Origin of the sequence: Rhizobium aouanii, assembly GCF_037002925.1 — a bacterium.
Lineage (GTDB): Bacteria > Pseudomonadota > Alphaproteobacteria > Rhizobiales > Rhizobiaceae > Rhizobium > Rhizobium aouanii.
This window is the reverse complement of the sequence record NZ_JBAMYD010000002.1, coordinates 391,603-408,106: the sequence shown is the minus strand read 5'-3', so window position 1 is coordinate 408,106 and position 16,504 is coordinate 391,603. Positions and strand designations below refer to the sequence as shown.

Below are 16,504 nucleotides of genomic sequence, written 5' to 3'. Positions count from 1 at the left end.
AGAAGTCTGCGCTTCGCCGATGCGTCTGGCCTTGAGCGTGGAGTCTGGCATCTCCCGGATACGCACGGCGAGATCCAGTCCCTGCTCGAGCAGATCGACCTGGCGATCCGAGACCTTGAGCTCCACTTCGACCGCAGGATAACGCTCCAGGAAATCGCAAACCACCGGCGCTACGAAGGCGGGCGCGAACAGGACCGGGACTCCGACGCGCAACAGGCCTGAGGGTTCGGCGCGCTTGTCGGCGGCTTCGCGTTTGGCATCGTTGATCTCGATCAGGGCCGGCTTGACGCGGCGATAGAAGGCAAGCCCGGCTTCGGTGGGGGTCGACTGGCGCGTCGTGCGGTTTATCAAGGCGATCCCCACGCCGCGCTCGAGCGCCGTCAGCGACCGGTTGATCGATTGCAGCGACCGGCGCAAGTCGCGGGCAGCGGCCGTCTGGCTGCCCTTCTCGATAATCGCCACGAAGGCTGCAAGATCATCCAACCGGTCCATCGAAACTCTCCCGATCTTCGGAAGAGTCTATGTCAATCACAGCCGGTTGTCTCGGCTGGCGGTCACCCGATATGGAATGGAAGGTTGGTGCCGACGCGCTTTTTGCCTGTCATCCAAGAGAGGAGCGCATCATGACCACGAACAAACGGACACTGCTGCGTGCAGGCCTCACCGCGACCGCAGCGCTGGCGGCAAAGGCCACCGGTCTGGCGGCGGCTGCGAGGGCGGGAGAGGCTCCGTCCATCGCCGGCGATGCCGTCACCGCAGCGGCAGAGGATTTCGGCCACCTCATTCACAGGAAACCGCAGGCCGTTCTCAGACCGGCGTCGGCGGCTGATATCGCTGAGCTGATGCGGTGGGCAGAAAGCCGGGGCTTGAAGGTCGCGGCCCGTGGACAGGGCCATTCGGTCTTCGGCCGGGCGATGGCGGAGGGCGGCGTCGTGCTCGACATGACAGCGATGTGCACGATCCATGATGTCCAGCCGGATCGCATCAGTGTCGATGCCGGCGCGACATGGAGCGCCGTTCTCGACGCGACCTTGCCGCACGGGCTGACGCCGCCGGTGCTCACAAACTATCTCGAACTCTCCGTGGGCGGCACGCTTGCTGTCGGCGGCATAGGCCCGACGACGTTCCGACACGGCATGCAGACCGACAATGTTCTCGCCCTCGATGTCGTGACCGGTGACGGTCGTCACCTCACATGTTCCCCAAGCTCAAATCCGGATCTTTTCGACGCCATCCGTGCGGGGCTCGGCCAATGCGGCATCATCACGCGGGCCACCTTGCGTCTGGTGCGAGCCCCGGAACGGGTTCGGCGGTTCAACCTGTTTTACGCCGACTTGCGCTCCTTGACGGCCGATCAGCGGACGGTGCTCACCGACGGCCGTTTCGATCAACTGCAGGGCGCCATTCTACCCGACGGCGCCGGCGCCTGGCGATATCAGCTCGAGGGCGCCGTCCAATACGACGGCCAGGCGGCTCCCGACGATGATGCCGTGCTCGCAGGCTTGTCGGATCAGCGCAGCGCGGCGGTGATTTCCGATCTGACCTATATCGAGGATCTCAGCGCCTTTGCGCGCCTGGAAAGCCTGCTCCGTTCGAATGGCCAATGGTTTCATCCTCACCCGTGGCTGCTGACATTCCTGCGCGGCTCCAACGCCGAGCAACTTGCCGGCGACATTCTGGCCGAGCTCAACAACTCGGATGTCGGTCCTTTCGGACGGATTACCTATTATCCGATGACGACAAAAGCGTTGTGCACGCCCCTTGTCCGGATGCCGGATGAAAGCATCGCCTTCCCGTTCAATCTCATTCGCATTCCGGCATCGAAGGATGCGGCCAAGGCGGAACACATGGTCATCAGCAACCGCGCGCTTTACGAGCGCCTTCGCGACGCGGGCGGCGTCCTCTATCCGGTGAGTGCGTTTCCCATGTCGCAGAACGACTGGAAGGATCATTTCGGGCCGAGATGGTCGCTGCTCCATGACGCCAAGCAGCGCTACGACCCGCTCGCCACACTGACGCCTGGCTACACAATGTTCTGACGGCGGCTGGATGTGTCCCAGGCAATGCTTCCTTGGTTCATGCCGGGCACTCCCCCACCAAGATCTATATAGCACTTCGGAATCCCGAAATTGGTTGCGGCATTGAAATCATTCAATGTTTCCTCATGTCGGCATCTCACGAAGCGCGACGAATTTCGGAATCCCGAAGCGGGGGGGATTTCGGGATTCCGAAGTGGGACTTTTTTCTTCCTGCCGACGCGACCGCGTTTGTCGGCGGCAATCTTGCGGTCGGTCTCGGACCATTTCCGGCACCTTTCCGCCGTGCACAGTTTCCACTCATCCGTCGGTGGCGCACCTTCATGGTCACCGACAAAAGTCAGCGTGAACCGGTTGGGATGCGCGACGCCGCTGCCCGCCCGGCCGCGGCGAACTTTTATCAGCCCCTTATATTCGAGCTCATCGATCGCATCGGCCACATATTCGCCGGTCACGCCGTAGGACACGAACTGAGGATGGGGTCACGATCAGCTTGCCGTTTTCCAAGGCGGCGTGGGCCGTGTGCTCGATGACGATGCGGAAGAAGGCGCGGCAGGCATTCGCACTCAAGGTCGTGAAGGCCGGGGATTCCAGCAACTGAATGGTGAACCATTGCCAGCGAAGACTGCCGTCATCCGCCGCGCCCGGCGGAGCGGTATGCTTGCGCACCATCGCCCGCGTCTTTCCGGCACTGGTTCGGCTTTTGTCACGAGGGTTGAATTCCGCCATCAGCCTCTCGCCCGTGTTGTCGGTCGGTATCCGCCCGCCCTCCCGAGCCTGTTGCGAAAACTCCGTTCTTGCAGCGCGTGACGGCCAAAGCTCGTCCGCGCCATCACCTCATCCTTGAGAAAAAATTTGCTCAGCATCTAACAGTCCGTGGTTGCAATGGCGGCAAACCTAGCGCAAGAACGATCCATGAACTAGGAAAATATTCTTAGTTGTGATCTTCTATTATCCAGTCCCTTCTGCTAGGATCGCTGCAATGAATCTCGGGGGTAGAAGCGCGATGCGAATAAGCGGTATGGCGGGGAAGAGCGTGGTCGTTTGCATCAGGCGATTGTTGGCATTGTTTTCGATCTTATTGGCAAGCGCCGTCCAAGCCTTTCCCTGCGATCAGACCATCGTGCTGTCCAACTGGAAGTCCTGCCAGGTCGCCCCCTTGAGCGATGAGGGTGGCGCCGCTGATTGGAAGGCGGTGCCTGAATGGACCCGCGACAAAGCCATAAGTCCGTATTTCTTGAATGATCCGCGTGCGCTGGCAAACCACGGGCTTTGCAACGCCAAATTCCATCGCGTTGTGATCTGCTGGCCGGGATGGGACGAGGGCAATAAGGACGAATGCTCCTATCTCATTTGCAACGGCGCGTCGTGGAAAAGAGAATCCGAGGGGGGAGAGACACTTTAGCCGAAGAAAGACGCTGAGGCTTGATCTCCCGATCTCAATCTTGAAAACCTGAAGCAGTTTCGCGCAAAACGATTATTGCGGCAACGGGACTACCCATCCTCTTCATCAGCCAATAAGCTCGCGGCCCGGCAGCCGGACGGCGCCCCACAACCTTCAATGTTCAGAGGCCCCGCCCGCATGACATCACCGCACTGGAAGAGATTTGTCTGGTTTTGCCTGTGCCTCACACTCTCCACTCCGGCATGGTCCGCCGGCGGCGTCACGATCCCGGGCTATGCGCCAGCGACCGGCGTCGAGCGCAGCTACCGCGTTCAAAAAGCGACCGAGACCGATATGTCGTTCTGGTTCGACAAGCCAGGCGCCTCGGCCATGACGGTGCGCGGCGCGTTTCGCCAGGCTATGGCGGTCCTGTCGCGGGATGAAGACAGCATGCGGGTCCGCTGGTCCCTCAGCGCCGATTTGCCGAAAGGCATGGCTGGCCTTCCCGACAGCTACCAGATGAACCAGCTCTATCGGAATTCCCTCACAGCCTATGGCACCGCTACGCTCGAACTCGAAACCGACCTGAACGGCAACCCGCGCGATCTCTCCGGTGTCGATCAGATCGTGGCGCGCATGCGGGCGATGGCGGCCAATGAATCGGGTGGAGTTCCCGCGGCACCGCAAAACGGGCTCCATGAGATCATCAACAACATCGAGGCAAACCCTCTTCAGATCGTTGCCGCCTTGGTGCCGGAGGCGCAGCTGCTCGCCACGGGACAATCCAATCACGCAGAGACCATGGAGATTGGTCAGGCCTCGGCGGCCTTGCGGGACGAAGATTATGACGGCGTCAGTGTTCCGGTGACATCGACCTGGACCCTGGAATCCACTGACGCAACCGCACGCACGGCAACCTTTTCCCTGTCGGAGGAAGCCGACGCCGCAGCGTTCAGCCAGTCGCAGCAGCCGGCGATCGAAAATTTGATGACCGGCTTTGCCGAGCGGGCAAAGGACCTCACGGCCGATCAGCTGGCTTCCCTCAAACGCGCCAGCAAGAGCCGAAGCGTCGAGCTCGTGGTGTCCCTGAACGATGGCTCGACGCTCGAAGCGTCGGAGATCGTCACCGTTGAGGCAGGAGGGACGACGTTGCGCACATATACCCACATCCAACGCGAGGACATGCCGGCCAGCCTGCCGCTCCCCGCCGTGCTGACGGCAAAAGACCTGCAGACGCCCGATTTGCATATCGAGCCGCTGCCATCGGCCAAGGCCGGGCCGGGCATCCTGGATGAGCTTTCGACACCGCCTGCCCCGCCAGCGGCATCGCAGGATACGACCGTTGCGACGGGCGATGACGCTGCCACGGAGATCGCGCCCGTCTCGCTTGAGGTGAAGAGTGCGGAGGTAAGCCTGTCCCCCGTGTCCCACGACCATGGCCTGAATATCGTGCTCACCCCGGAAAGCGCCGCCACATTCCGCGATTTCACGCAGGCGGCATTGGGCCGACAAACGCAGATGCTGATCAACGACAAGGTCGTCATGGAACCCTGGATGAGGGAGCCGATCATGGATGGTCGCATCGTTCTGGCGGGAACGGATAGGAGAGATTTGGAAGCGCTGGCCGAACAGTTGAAGGTTCCTGGGGCCAAGATTCTCGTCCGGTTACGCCCATGAGGGCGCCAGCTGTGTAGTCCGCATTCCCCCTGGTGAGCTGCCCTTCATCTCAACCGCTGGGGTCGGTCGCTGACGGCAAATAAACGGGTGAACCGACGCGGGACTTCAATCCTTTGCTTCGGGGATCAGACGTATCAGCGTTCCGTCACTCGCCGCAGCGCTGATTGCCGTTGCGATCTGCCGGAGCGGTCCACGCGCAACGAGCGTCTCTGGCGGAGGGTGTTTTCCGGACCCGGGTCGATAAAGGCCGAACACTCATGCTCCAAGTCATGCATCGCCATGAATGATGTGGCGACAATCGTTTCGCCGCAGGCGGCGCAGCGAAGAATGTACGAACCGCGGTGGACGATCGATTCTGTTTTGTCCAATCTGCAAGACGGGCAGGCCAACATATTGGTCATTGCTTCACCCCAGCGTGAACACGCGGCTTATGAGGCGGCGGCCAGAACGATGGCGATCGCCAGCAGCAAGGGACCCATCCACTTGAAATGGCGAACCAATGGCGGCCGGCTGGCCGGCTGGCCTGGATATGGCAGATAACCAAAGCCGACGGATGTCATCCATAGGCCGGCGCAAAACATGATGATTTCATCGATATAGGCTGCGATCATGACTTTCCTGCCCTCGGATCGGCCTGTGATATCTCCGTCTCGGCGTCCGATACCACTCATCCTATCCATCAGTGCGGCCAGACGGAAGAGAAGAGTGGAGCTGAGAGATTAAACTTCAGGTAGCATAACTACTTCGAATTCCCTAGGCATTCGCAAAACACGCGAATCCACGACAGCCACTTTCTCGGGAATGTTTCATGCACAACGCCAAATTCATTCGCTACGCCGCCTTCTCTGCGTGCGTCGCTTTTGCGACATTTCAGGCCGGACAGGTTCTTGCCGATTCGGCCGATGACAAGTTCTTTGACGCAGCCCTTTGCAAGCCACCCTATACGATGACATCGGCAATGAAGATCTATGATGTCGTGGAAGCTCTGGCCAAGCCGGACACATCATCCTTGGGCGCGGCGATCTACAAACTCCCGAACCAGATAGGCCGCGACGGCTTTAAGTCGACCGAGATTTTCTTTGCTAGCAACGCTGTTGGCGTCTTGATCGAAGGCGAGCGCGCCGACGATCTGGCCGCGAAATACGGTTTGAAGCCGGAGACCTCGGACCTGTCGGGCACGTCCACCAGGGGCTATTCGCTTGAATTTCCTGCAGATCTGCAGCCGGAACCCGGAATAGCCGGGCCTGGGAAAGTCTCTATCGTTGCGCGCCAGGGAGACGCTCTTCCCGGTAAAACCTTGCCGGCGTGCGAATTCGTTCAGCAATTCTAAGCGGCGTCGCATAAGCGCGCAAAACGGCGGCACGAAACCCTTTTCGAAAGGCACATCCCAGCAGTTCACTGCTCGAGAAAAGCATCTCGCTCATCCTGCGCCTCGCCACACCGGATGAATCGCCCTATGTGTGCAGGCTGCAACGGCAGAGAGCACGCAGCGGAGATCCCGAGATCATGCAAACCATTTGGAAGAAGCCGGTAACGCTCGCCCTTGAAGGCCCGGATCAGTGGGTAGTGATCCAGACGACCCAGGCCGCGACATGGGCACTGGTCGAAGATTGGCCAACCGAAGAGGGGCCTGCCCTGGATAGAGCCTGCGCGGTTTGCGCCGATGTCATGTCGGGAAAACGAAACCGGGAAGAGGCGCGACAGGCGTTCATCGACGCTGCGATCGAAGCCGGGATCCCGATTAAGGAATAAGGCCACGACCCGTGCGGCGCCTATTTGGCGCTGGACGGCGAGCGGTCATCTCTCGGCCCGTCATCCAGCGTGATGACGCAGAGATTATACGCGATCAGCCATCATGATGGCCCAACAATGCTGCCTCCGCTGACTTGACGACCACGGCCAGATTGACGCCCTTCGTCACAATTGACCTGGTCGCGCGAAGGTCGGTCACCGCTTTCAGCCCGCCCGACTTGGGAGACGGAAGAGGCACTACCGTGCCGGCGTCCAGATCAGCGACCCAGAGATCATCGTCGCCTTCAGTCCACGATCGTTCTAAAACCGCGACGCTCATAGGAACGTCAAGCCGTCTCCGGGGCTTTGGCTCTTGCCAGGTCCTGCAGGAACTCTTCCATCAAGGGCTTGTCGCCAAAACGGCGATAAGCCCTTTCCGCTTCCAGCGAGAATGCCGGGTGGGCTTCAACAAGGCTCGCCATGGTAGCCTGCGCCTTTTCAAGCTCTCCGCTTCCACCCTGCAACGCGGCCTGGATGAGAAGGCAATTCTCATCGCGGGGCGCCCTGACAAGACACTCGCTGATGACCGTGGCCGCCTCTTCGCGGCGGCCATCGGCATAAAGCGCCTGACCATGCACGTAGGCATAGTATTCCGGTGCCATGGGGTGCAGTCGGCGCGCCCGCTCCGCGTTGGCGACAGCGTCCGGATAGTCTCCGAACCGGACCTGCGCTTTGGCCAGCGCAATCATACTGTCGGGATCGTTGGGGTTCAGTTCGACCGCACGCTGCGCCGCCTGAAGTCCGCCGGAATAGTCCGCCTGCAGCGCAAGTCCGAAACTGATTACCTGATATCCAAAACCGAGATTGGGATCGAGCCGCACGGCCTGCCGCGCCTCACTGAGACCCAAATCCAGTTCGGGCGCGGCGGCCTGACTGCCGGGCCTTTGCGCCACTTCGCCGATGTAGGTCAACGCAAGGCCTGCGCGGGCCGCGGCATAAGCCGGGTCCATTTCGAGGGCGCGCTGATACAGGCCACGGGCGGCGAGAATAGCGTTATGGTCAGCGGCGCCGTGCCGGTAACGGTCGCGGGCCTGCAAGACGAGATCATAGGCCTGCAGACTATCCGTCGGCCGCAGCGCCGCCGCTGCCGCTTCGCTTCGGCCGATATAGGGCGCGAGTTGCGCGACGATTTCCGTGGTGAGCTCGCTCTGGACGGTGAAAACGTCAGCAACCTTCTTGTCGAAGCTGCGCGACCATAAGTGCGCGCCCGTGCCTACATCGATGAGCTGTGCCGAAACGCGGAGCTGGTCGCCTTCCCGGCGCGCGCTGCCTTCAACCACGTAGTCGACGCCAAGCTTTGCCGCGAGCTTACGCACATCCGTCTCCTGACCGCGCACGGCATAGGTGGAATCGCGAGCGATGACCTGAAGCTCGGGATTACGAGCGAGCGCCGTGGTGACGTCCTCGGTCAGACCGTCTGCAAAATAAGGCTGGTTATCGCTGCCGCTCATGGTAGCGAACGGCATGACGGCAATCGAGGGTCTGGGGTCTCCACGGGTCTGGTCCAGAGAGAGTGCAGCCGGGATGCCGCTCACCATCGCGGCCAGCGGAAGAGGTGAAATCTGGGTGCCGATGAGAATGAGAGCGATGGCAGCAATGCCATAGGACCAGCGCGCCGCGCTGCAGCGCAGGACATGTGGCACCTGCCGCCAGATCGACCAGGGAGAGCCCGCCCGCCTTACGCGGTATACTTCAAGCAGCTCGGGAATATTCTTGGCGCGCCGGCGGCCGACTCGGGCGAACAGATCGCCGCGGTTGCGCTCGGCGGCCATCACCACAGCGCCGCTGACGAATATCTGGCCGGGCTCGGTCATGGCCTCAAGCCGGGCCGCGACGTTCACCCCATCCCCATAGACATCGCCATTATCCTCGATGACATCACCGAGGTTGATGCCGATACGCAGCTTGAAAGGCCCGTCGTCAAAACCTTGCTGGATGGCAAGTGCCGCATCAACGGCTGCGTTGACGCTCGGGAACATCGCAAGGAAGCCGTCACCCGTCGTTTTGAAGGTGGTTCCGCCATGGCGGGCGACAGTGGGGTCGATCAGGTGGTCAAAAACGGTGCGCAGCTCCGCATAGGTGGAAGACTCATCCTCAGCCATCAGCCGGCTATAGTCGACGATGTCAGCGGCCATGATTGCCGCGAGCCTGCGTTGCATTTCAGTCTCCCAACGGAGTGGCTTGGCACACGGCCGACATGCTAACAATTAGTGTACAGCGATCATTCAGACTAGTCCTGCAATTCGGGAAGCGGTAATCAATACAGCTCATAAATGCGTGAATATTGAGACGGTCCGTCAATTGGCGACCGATGAGGGCGACAGCAATACACGGCAGCCCTGCTTTGGGGTATATTCCAGAACCCGCTTTTCTCGCGCAAGCGATCGTCACTCTGTAAGATGCTTTTTGTGAGGCCGGCTGACGGTTCTCAAAGGGCCGCATCGCTTCGCTGAAGGACGAGCGCGATTGCAAGGCCGCGCTGGAGCGAGCGCTCGCCGAGTTGCGCCCCGACACGCGCCTGACTGAGGAGAAGGTCCACGCGTTCGCCCCGCCTCATGCGGAAGAAGTCGACGCAAGGGCGATATCTTTCCGCCGCGCCTATCTTCGCTCCGTAATCGATCAGGTCGAAGTCGATGAAATCCGCATCCACGGAAGGCGGGACGTTCTGGAGCGTCTCGTCATGAGCGGAGCGGCTGCGGCAGTACCGAGTTTTGATGGAAATGGCGCACCCGAAGAGATTCGAACTCCTGACCCCCAGATTCGTAGTCTGGTGCTCTATCCAGCTGAGCTACGGGTGCGTGCAAAATGCGGCGGTGCCGCTTGCGTGGCGATCCTCTAAAACGTCCTTCGGGACAATGCAAGAGCATTTCTGAAAAAATCGCGTCTTTGTCTGCCCGCAGCCGCACCTTGCCAAATCCCGTCACTTTTCAATATGCGTCCGGCTGCGGTAATCCTCCAGCGAAACCGGGCGATCGGGGATCTCGATGCGGAACTGCGTGCCGACCGTCGGTTTTTCCACCAGCGCGATCGTGCCGCCATGGGCGAGCACCAGCTCGCGGGCGATGGTGAGGCCGAGGCCGGTGCCGCCGGAGCGGGCCGAGCCGCGGAAAGCGGCAAAGAGGTTCTGGCGCGCCTTCAGCGGCATGCCGGGGCCGGTATCATCCACGGTGATGCTGACGACGCTGCCGACGCGCTGGGCGGAAACGGTGATCCGCCTGACGGAGCCCGGGCCGCCCTCACCCGGCGACGTCAGCGCCTGCAGCGCGTTGCGGCAGAGATTGTGGATGACGCGGAAAAGCTGCTCGCCATCGGCATCGACCTCAAGCTCGGCGCCGATCTGCTCTGCGAATTCGATGCCGCTTTGCGGATCGATCGCCAGCATGTCCTTGACGTCATGGGTGAGTTCCAACAGGCGGATATGGCGGCGGCGGGGCGCGGATTCGCTCGCCTTGCCGTAGGACAGCACCTCGGTGGTGTAACCGACGGCGCGGTCGATGGTACGCAAGAGTTTCGGGGCAAAGCTTTTCACCATCGGGTCGTCGACATCGACCAGCCGGTCCGACATCAGCTGCGCCGAGGCCAGGATATTGCGCATGTCGTGATTGATCTTGGAGACGGCGAGGCCGAGAGCGGCAAGGTTCTTCTGCTGCTTCAGCGTCTTTTGCAGTTCCATCTGCATCGAGGTGAGGTTGCGGCCGGCGACCGCCAGTTCGTCGCGGCCGCCGTCGCCGATATAGATATGGGCGGGGTTCTCGGGATCGGAGGAGAATTGCTGCATGCTGCCGGTCAGGCGGCGGATCGGGCCGATGAGGATGCGGTTGATCGCAAAGAAGATCAGCGTCGCCGTGAACAGCGAGATCAGCACCGACAGCAACAGGACGTTGCGGGAATAGGCGAACATCGCCCTGCGCAGCGGCCTGTCCTTCATCACCACCTCGACGCCGGTGTTGGTCTCGCCGACGGGGCCATAGACCCGAATTATCCTGCTGCCGCCGAAGATCAATGTGTCGAGCGCGTCGCGTATCGCCGTCACCGGCGGCACGTCAGTGAGATCATAGGCTTCATCGACGGAGGCCGGCATATCGGTTGTCGCCAAGAGCCGCGAGGTGCCCTCCTTGCGCAGCACGATCGCCTTGGTGCCGGTCGCCTCCAGCGTCTCCTTCTGCAGCGCGCGCGGCAGTTCGACGGGCTGCAGCCCATCGATGACGATGGCGGCAGCAGCGGCGGTGTTCAGCCTGTCCTGCAGCCAGCGCAACCGCATGCTGGCAACCGAGGGAAAGAAGATCAGGATTTCGGCGAGCATGATAAAGAAGACGGTGAGCCAGAGTAGCTTGCCGGAGAGGCCGCCGAACAGGCGGGCAGGCGGGCACGGCGCCCTTACGGCCTCGCCGGCCGCGGGGATTTCCGCCGAAGGATTGTCGCCCTGGTCTCTCATCGGCATTCTCGTCTCGCCCGATCGGCAGCACTTCAGCCGCCCCTACCGTTGAGCTCTATATTAGACCAAGATGCTCCGCTTTCAAATCTTTGCGAGCAGCGTCACGTCGCCACAAGGAAACGCGCCCGAGAGGAGGAAGGCCCCTCCCCAACCCCTCCCCACAAGGGGGAGGGACTAATTTGCGGCGCCCGCGCAGCAAATACCAGCCTTTCCGCGGATGAAACGATGAAGTGGGAAGCGCCAGTGCGACAGGTTAAGCCCCTCCCCCTTGTGGGGAGGGGTTTGGGGCGGGGTCTTTGCCCGGCGCGGACCGGGCAGAAAAAATAACGCCGCCCGGAGGCGGCGTTAGAATGTCGTGCGATCAGGAAGGATCAAAACTCTTCCCAGCTCTGTTCGGCCGGGGCTGCATTGCCGCCGAAGGCGCGGGCGACCTTGGCGATCGCCCGGCGGGCGGGCGAAGCGACCGGCCTTTGCGGCTCGTTGCGGACGAGCGCCACAGGTGTCGGCGCATCATCCGACAGCTTGAAGCGGGCAATGAGGCGCACCAGGCCACCGGCTTCGGCCGAAAGCCTGTGCGTGGCGGCGGAGGTTTCTTCAACCATCGCAGCATTCTGCTGGGTCACCTGATCCATCTGGTTGACGGCGGTATTGACTTCCTTGAGGCCGGTCGACTGTTCGGTCGCAGCGGTGGCGATCGAATGGATATGGTCGTTGATGGCGATGACGCGGGTGCCGATTTCGGCCAGCGCCTCGCCGGTCGCCTGGACGAGCTTGACGCCAACCTGCACCTCGTTGCCGGATTTGGTGATCAGCGCCTTGATGTCCTTGGCAGCCGTTGCCGAACGCTGGGCGAGTTCGCGCACTTCCTGCGCCACTACCGCGAAGCCCTTTCCGGCATCACCGGCGCGGGCCGCCTCGACGCCGGCATTCAGCGCAAGCAAGTTGGTCTGGAAGGCAATCTCATCGATGACGTTGATGATCTGGCTGATTTCGCGTGAGGCCTGTTCGATGCGGCCCATGGCCTCGACGGCATTGCGCACGACGACGCCGGAGCGGCCGGCATTCTCCTTGGCTTCGGACACCATGATGGTGGCCTCATGCGCCCGCTCGGTGGAATTCTGGACGACGGCGGTGATCTCATCGAGTGCCGCCGAGGTCTCTTCGAGGGCGGCCGCCTGCTGTTCGGTGCGCTTCGACAGGTCGTCGCTGGCATTGCGCAGCTCGGCGGTGTTGCCGTTCATCGCTTCCGTCGTCTCGCGCACTTCGCGCATCGTCGCCTGCAGGGTGACGAAGGTATTGTTGACGTTCTGCTGCAGCTCGGCGAAGGCGCCCTGGAAGTTGCCGCTCATCGTCTGGGTGAGGTCGCCTTCGGCAAGGCTTGCGATGACGCGGCGGGTCTCGCCGATGCCGGCATCGACGCTCGCCAGCAGCGTATTGATGTTGCCGGCGAACTGGTTGAGGTTGTCGTCCTCGTAGTCCTTGCTGATGCGGTGGCCGAAATCGCCGGCCGCAGCCGCCGCCACGACGACGGACATGCTCGACTGCAGGTCGTCGCTCTTGGCGCGCATCGCCGCCTCCTGGGCGTTCAGGCGCTTGACGGCGAGGCCGTTCGCCTTGAAGACTGCAACCGCTGCGGCCATCTCGCCGATTTCGTCCGGACGACCGGCAAAGGGCACCTCGGCGTCGAAATTGCCGTCGGCGACTTCCTTGATGGCATGGGTGACGCGCTTGATCGGGCGGCTGAGATGGCTGGTGCCGATATAGAAGCCCATGCCGATGCCGACCGCGATGCCGATGCCGGTAATGCTGAGCACGAGCATCAGCACCCAGGAGCGGAAGCTCTCGATCTCGGCATTCACGGTCTCCAGCGCTGCCTTGTCGGTGGCGACGACGGCGTCGATTTCCGCCTGGAACGCCTTGCGGTTGGCGCGGTTGGCATCGTTGTTGCCTTGTTGGCCGGCGGCTTCGGGGCCGACTTCCGTGCCGAGGCGGGCCGTTTCCGTGCGGAAGGTGCGGAATTCCGCGGCGCGGGCGACGAGCTTGGCAAAATCGGCCTTCTGGCTCTCGGGAACGAGCGGCGCCCAGCCCGAGATGACCTTGTCGATCTCATCGAGCCCGGCCAGCAAGCCCTTGGCGAAGTTCGGCGTATCCTTGATCGTTTTGGCGGCATAGATGCCGCGCGATTCCATGACCACCGCCGTGACGAAACGATTGAGGCGTTCGCCGGCATAGGCGCGGGCGGCGGCATGCTCGTAGGCCGTAAGGTTGCGACTGTATTCGTGCATGGCGGACAATGCCGTTGCGCCGATCAGAAGTGCCACTGCGCCCATCACGCAAACCAGCAGATTAATTTTGCCACGGATCTTCAATGCAATGCCTCCTAGCTACGCCACTGCCTGGAAAGCAAATTCCCAGTCGATGCGCTGAATATCGGCGAAATTGATTAAAGTTAGATTTCTAGAATTTACGATTATGGCTTCGGAAATTATCCATTCAGAATGTATTGGGGAGGCGTAAACGCTTGAAAACCGGGGCGTTCTCTTCGCCGCGGCGCAAAACTACAACCGTTCAGGGCAACTCGTATTCCTTAACACCAAAAGTGCGAATTTACTTTCGCAGCCGGCAGTACATAGTGAAATGATCCGGCATAATTGACTTTTATGGGCTTCATCCTTATAAGCCCGCGCACGTCCGGTCACGCAAGCCTTTCATGGCCCGCCCGTTCGAAAAACAACGCTCCTTGCATTATGCAAATTCAAGAAGGGCCGCACTCCGCGGTGTTTAAAATAAATGAAGCGTACCTACCAACCATCCAAGCTTGTTCGCAAGCGTCGCCACGGTTTCCGTGCCCGCATGTCCACGAAGGGTGGCCGCAAGGTCATCGCAGCCCGCCGCGCGCAGGGCCGCAATCGTCTGTCGGCGTAAGCCGGGTTGCCCGGTAAGAGATGGCGGGCGAATGACGACCAGTGAAAAGAAACACACTGTCGGGCGGCTGAAGAGCCGCCCGCAGTTTCTTGCCGTGCGCGAGGGCGAAAAACGCCGGGGCGGCCTCTTCCTTCTCGAAGTCCTCGACCGGAAGGAACCCGACAGCCAGGCACGCGTCGGTTTTACAGTCACCAAAAAACATGGCAACGCGGTCGAACGGAACCGTATGCGCCGCCGCCTGAAAGAGGCGGTGCGGCTTCATGCGGGGTTTGCAATGCAGCCCGGACACGACTATGTGGTTGTCGCGCGCAGGGACGTGCTTGACGCGTCCTTCCATGAATTGGCCGCGGAACTGAAATCCCGCGTGGAAACCAGGCCGAAACACCGGCGCTCCGGAGACGGACGCCCCAGGAACGTATGATGGAAAACAACCGCAATTATTTCATTGCGATCGCTCTCTCGGTGCTGATCGTCCTCGGCTGGCAGTTTCTCTATATGAATCCGCGCATCGAGGCCCAGCGCAAGGCGCAGGAAGCCCAGAAGGCGCAGCAACAGACCGAGCAGGTGCAGCAGCCGACAGCCGGCGGTCAGACGCCGGCCCAGCCGAGCGGTACGGCCCCTTCCGGCCAGGCAGCCGCGACAGCGACGCTCGAGCAGGCGCTGGCAAAGACCCCGCGCGTCGTCATCGATACGCCGGCACTTTCCGGCTCTATCAACCTTGCCGGCGCCCGTCTCGACGATCTGAAGCTCAAGGGCTATCACGAGACCGTCGACGACTCGAGCCCGATCATCACGCTGTTCAGCCCGGCCGAGACCAAGGACGGCTATTTCACCGAACTCGGCTATATCGGCAGCGACGCGACAGGCGCCGTTCCCGGTGCAGCGACGCTCTGGACCGCGCCCGAGGGCGCCAAGCTCACCGAAAAGACGCCGGTGACGCTCTCCTACACCAATGACAAGGGCCTGACCTTCACCCGCACCATTTCCATCGACGAACGCTACATGTTCACCGTCGCCGACAAGATCGAGAATACCGGCCAGGCGCCCGCATCGCTGTCTTCCTACGGCCGGGTGACGCGGTACAACAAGCCGACGACGCCCTCCGTCTACGTGCTGCATGAAGGCTTCATCGGCGTGATCGGCGACGGCCTGATCGAAACCAAATATAGCGCCGTCGAGGAGGAAGCCGTCAAGCCGGCGAAATCCACCGGCGGCTGGCTTGGCATCACCGACAAATATTGGGCGGCGACGATCGTTCCGCCGCAAAGTGCGGCCTACGAGGCGCGCTTCTCCCACTTTGCCGATGGCCAGCCGCGCTATCAGGCCGATTACAAGGATGATGCCTTCACCGTTGCGCCGGGCCAATCGCTCGAGCTCAAGAACCTCGTCTTCGCCGGCGCCAAGGAAGTGCCTGTTATCGACGGCTATGAGGCCAGCTACTCGATCCCGAAGTTCGACCGGCTGATCGACTGGGGCTGGTTCTATTTCATCACCAAGCCGATGTTCAAGTTGATGGACTTCTTCTTCCGCTACTTCGGCAATTTCGGCGTGGCGATCCTGTGCACGACCATCGTCGTCAAGCTCCTGTTCTTCCCGCTCGCCAGCAAGCAGTACGCTTCGATGGCGAACATGAAGCGCATGCAGCCGAAGATGGAGGAGTTGAAGGCGAAATTCGGCGACGACCGCATGGGGCTGCAACAGGCGATGATGCAGCTCTACAAGGAAGAGAAGATCAATCCGATCGCCGGCTGCTGGCCGGTGGCGCTGCAGATCCCGATCTTCTTTTCGCTCTACAAGGTGATCTACATCACCATCGAAATGCGGCACGCACCCTTCTTCGGCTGGATCAAGGACCTTTCGGCGCCCGATCCGACGACGATCGTCAATCTGTTCGGCCTGCTGCCTTTCGAGGGACCGGCGCTGTTGCACCTCGGCGTCTGGCCGCTGATCATGGGCATCACCATGTTCGTGCAGATGCGCATGAACCCGACGCCGCCCGATCCGACACAGGCGATGATCTTCAACTGGATGCCGCTGGTGTTCATGTTCATGCTGGCAAGCTTCCCGGCCGGCCTGGTCATCTACTGGGCCTGGAACAACACGCTCTCGGTGGCCCAGCAGGGGTTGATCATGAAGCGCCACGGCGTCAAGGTCGAACTCTTCGACAATCTGAAGGGCCTGTTCCGACGAAAAGAAGTACCGTCGAAATGACGCTTGCCAAGCCCCGCTCCGGCGGGGCTTTTCATTTCCGAGCGG

14 protein-coding genes, 1 tRNA gene and 3 pseudogenes are annotated in these 16,504 nt (G+C 61.3%); 8 read left to right on the top strand and 10 right to left on the bottom strand.

Features of this window, described 5'->3' with window-relative positions; translation table 11 throughout:
- Nucleotides 1-492: pseudogene (locus V8P77_RS05380) on the bottom strand (LysR family transcriptional regulator); the annotation flags it as partial.
- 131 nt (nucleotides 493-623) lie between these two features.
- Between V8P77_RS05380 and V8P77_RS05375 the strand changes: the two are divergent.
- Entirely contained in the window at nucleotides 624-2,039 is a 1,416-nt protein-coding gene (locus V8P77_RS05375) for an FAD-binding protein (protein ID WP_335911136.1), read from the top strand.
- Between the two features lie 136 nt (nucleotides 2,040-2,175).
- Here the strand turns inward: V8P77_RS05375 and V8P77_RS05370 are convergent.
- Nucleotides 2,176-2,765 (bottom strand): annotated as a pseudogene (locus tag V8P77_RS05370) (hypothetical protein).
- Between the two features lie 211 nt (nucleotides 2,766-2,976).
- On the opposite strand from V8P77_RS05370, the gene V8P77_RS05365 reads away from it, so the two are divergent.
- Nucleotides 2,977-3,441 (top strand): hypothetical protein, encoded by a 465-nt coding sequence (locus tag V8P77_RS05365; RefSeq protein ID WP_335911135.1) that lies wholly within the window; start codon nucleotides 2,977-2,979, stop codon nucleotides 3,439-3,441.
- A gap of 177 nt (nucleotides 3,442-3,618) precedes the next feature.
- The gene (locus tag V8P77_RS05360; protein ID WP_335911134.1) at nucleotides 3,619-5,097 is read left to right on the top strand and encodes a preprotein translocase subunit SecD family protein; all 1,479 of its coding nucleotides are present in this window, start codon (nucleotides 3,619-3,621) and stop codon (nucleotides 5,095-5,097) included.
- A 105-nt stretch (nucleotides 5,098-5,202) separates the two neighbouring features.
- On the opposite strand, the pseudogene V8P77_RS05355 reads toward V8P77_RS05360, so the two are convergent.
- Both V8P77_RS05355 and V8P77_RS05350 read right to left on the bottom strand, forming a co-directional pair.
- Nucleotides 5,203-5,498 (bottom strand): annotated as a pseudogene (locus tag V8P77_RS05355) (hypothetical protein).
- Nucleotides 5,499-5,525: 27 nt separating this feature from the next.
- Nucleotides 5,526-5,708 (bottom strand): hypothetical protein, encoded by a 183-nt coding sequence (locus V8P77_RS05350; RefSeq protein ID WP_131715503.1) that lies wholly within the window; start codon nucleotides 5,706-5,708, stop codon nucleotides 5,526-5,528.
- 197 nt (nucleotides 5,709-5,905) lie between these two features.
- On the opposite strand from V8P77_RS05350, the gene V8P77_RS05345 reads away from it, so the two are divergent.
- Together V8P77_RS05345 and V8P77_RS05340 are read left to right on the top strand one after the other, a co-directional pair.
- The gene (locus tag V8P77_RS05345) at nucleotides 5,906-6,427 is read left to right on the top strand and encodes a hypothetical protein (protein ID WP_335911133.1); all 522 of its coding nucleotides are present in this window, start codon (nucleotides 5,906-5,908) and stop codon (nucleotides 6,425-6,427) included.
- 176 nt (nucleotides 6,428-6,603) lie between these two features.
- Entirely contained in the window at nucleotides 6,604-6,849 is a 246-nt protein-coding gene (locus V8P77_RS05340; RefSeq protein ID WP_012755837.1) for a DUF982 domain-containing protein, read from the top strand.
- A gap of 94 nt (nucleotides 6,850-6,943) precedes the next feature.
- On the opposite strand, the gene V8P77_RS05335 is transcribed toward V8P77_RS05340, so the two are convergent.
- The 6 genes from V8P77_RS05335 to V8P77_RS05310 all read right to left on the bottom strand — a co-directional run bounded on the left by V8P77_RS05335 (nucleotide 6,944) and on the right by V8P77_RS05310 (nucleotide 13,692).
- On the bottom strand, nucleotides 6,944-7,168 hold the full coding sequence (locus V8P77_RS05335; protein WP_335911132.1) for a hypothetical protein: 225 nt from the start codon (nucleotides 7,166-7,168) through the stop codon (nucleotides 6,944-6,946).
- A gap of 7 nt (nucleotides 7,169-7,175) precedes the next feature.
- Nucleotides 7,176-9,047, bottom strand: a complete 1,872-nt coding sequence (locus V8P77_RS05330; protein ID WP_335911131.1) for an adenylate/guanylate cyclase domain-containing protein — start codon at nucleotides 9,045-9,047, stop codon at nucleotides 7,176-7,178.
- Between the two features lie 269 nt (nucleotides 9,048-9,316).
- On the bottom strand, nucleotides 9,317-9,538 hold the full coding sequence (locus V8P77_RS05325) for a hypothetical protein (protein ID WP_335911130.1): 222 nt from the start codon (nucleotides 9,536-9,538) through the stop codon (nucleotides 9,317-9,319).
- A 71-nt stretch (nucleotides 9,539-9,609) separates the two neighbouring features.
- Nucleotides 9,610-9,686, bottom strand: a tRNA-Arg gene (locus V8P77_RS05320).
- A 122-nt stretch (nucleotides 9,687-9,808) separates the two neighbouring features.
- Nucleotides 9,809-11,329 carry an ATP-binding protein gene (locus tag V8P77_RS05315; RefSeq protein WP_335911129.1) on the bottom strand — a complete coding sequence of 507 codons (1,521 nt, stop codon included), beginning with the start codon at nucleotides 11,327-11,329 and terminating at the stop codon, nucleotides 9,809-9,811.
- Nucleotides 11,330-11,694: 365 nt separating this feature from the next.
- A complete protein-coding gene (locus V8P77_RS05310) occupies nucleotides 11,695-13,692 on the bottom strand; it encodes a methyl-accepting chemotaxis protein (protein ID WP_335911128.1) in 1,998 nt (665 codons plus the stop codon).
- A gap of 421 nt (nucleotides 13,693-14,113) precedes the next feature.
- On the opposite strand from V8P77_RS05310, the gene rpmH reads away from it, so the two are divergent.
- From rpmH to yidC, 3 genes are read left to right on the top strand one after another with little or no spacing between them, the layout of a single operon-like run.
- Nucleotides 14,114-14,248, top strand: coding sequence for a 50S ribosomal protein L34 (gene rpmH / locus V8P77_RS05305; RefSeq protein WP_003545006.1), 135 nt, complete (start codon nucleotides 14,114-14,116; stop codon nucleotides 14,246-14,248).
- A gap of 31 nt (nucleotides 14,249-14,279) precedes the next feature.
- Nucleotides 14,280-14,669 (top strand): ribonuclease P protein component, encoded by a 390-nt coding sequence (gene rnpA, locus V8P77_RS05300; RefSeq protein WP_335911127.1) that lies wholly within the window; start codon nucleotides 14,280-14,282, stop codon nucleotides 14,667-14,669.
- Nucleotides 14,669-16,459 carry a membrane protein insertase YidC gene (yidC, locus tag V8P77_RS05295; RefSeq protein ID WP_335911126.1) on the top strand — a complete coding sequence of 597 codons (1,791 nt, stop codon included), beginning with the start codon at nucleotides 14,669-14,671 and terminating at the stop codon, nucleotides 16,457-16,459. Before rnpA ends, yidC begins: the two co-directional genes overlap by 1 nt.
- Nucleotides 16,460-16,504: the final 45 nt, after the last annotated feature.

Excerpts from the sequence above, each read along its gene's own strand:
- V8P77_RS05330 (WP_335911131.1), bottom strand. The coding sequence starts at position 9,047 with ATGCAACGCAGGCTCGCGGCAATCATGGCCGCTGACATCGTCGACTAT.
- V8P77_RS05360 (WP_335911134.1), top strand. The coding sequence starts at position 3,619 with ATGACATCACCGCACTGGAAGAGATTTGTCTGGTTTTGCCTGTGCCTC.
- rpmH (WP_003545006.1), top strand. The coding sequence starts at position 14,114 with ATGAAGCGTACCTACCAACCATCCAAGCTTGTTCGCAAGCGTCGCCAC.
- V8P77_RS05375 (WP_335911136.1), top strand. The coding sequence starts at position 624 with ATGACCACGAACAAACGGACACTGCTGCGTGCAGGCCTCACCGCGACC.
- rnpA (WP_335911127.1), top strand. The coding sequence starts at position 14,280 with ATGACGACCAGTGAAAAGAAACACACTGTCGGGCGGCTGAAGAGCCGC.
- V8P77_RS05335 (WP_335911132.1), bottom strand. The coding sequence starts at position 7,168 with ATGAGCGTCGCGGTTTTAGAACGATCGTGGACTGAAGGCGACGATGAT.
- yidC (WP_335911126.1), top strand. The coding sequence starts at position 14,669 with ATGGAAAACAACCGCAATTATTTCATTGCGATCGCTCTCTCGGTGCTG.
- V8P77_RS05340 (WP_012755837.1), top strand. The coding sequence starts at position 6,604 with ATGCAAACCATTTGGAAGAAGCCGGTAACGCTCGCCCTTGAAGGCCCG.
- V8P77_RS05345 (WP_335911133.1), top strand. The coding sequence starts at position 5,906 with ATGCACAACGCCAAATTCATTCGCTACGCCGCCTTCTCTGCGTGCGTC.
- V8P77_RS05315 (WP_335911129.1), bottom strand. The coding sequence starts at position 11,329 with ATGCCGATGAGAGACCAGGGCGACAATCCTTCGGCGGAAATCCCCGCG.
- V8P77_RS05350 (WP_131715503.1), bottom strand. The coding sequence starts at position 5,708 with ATGATCGCAGCCTATATCGATGAAATCATCATGTTTTGCGCCGGCCTA.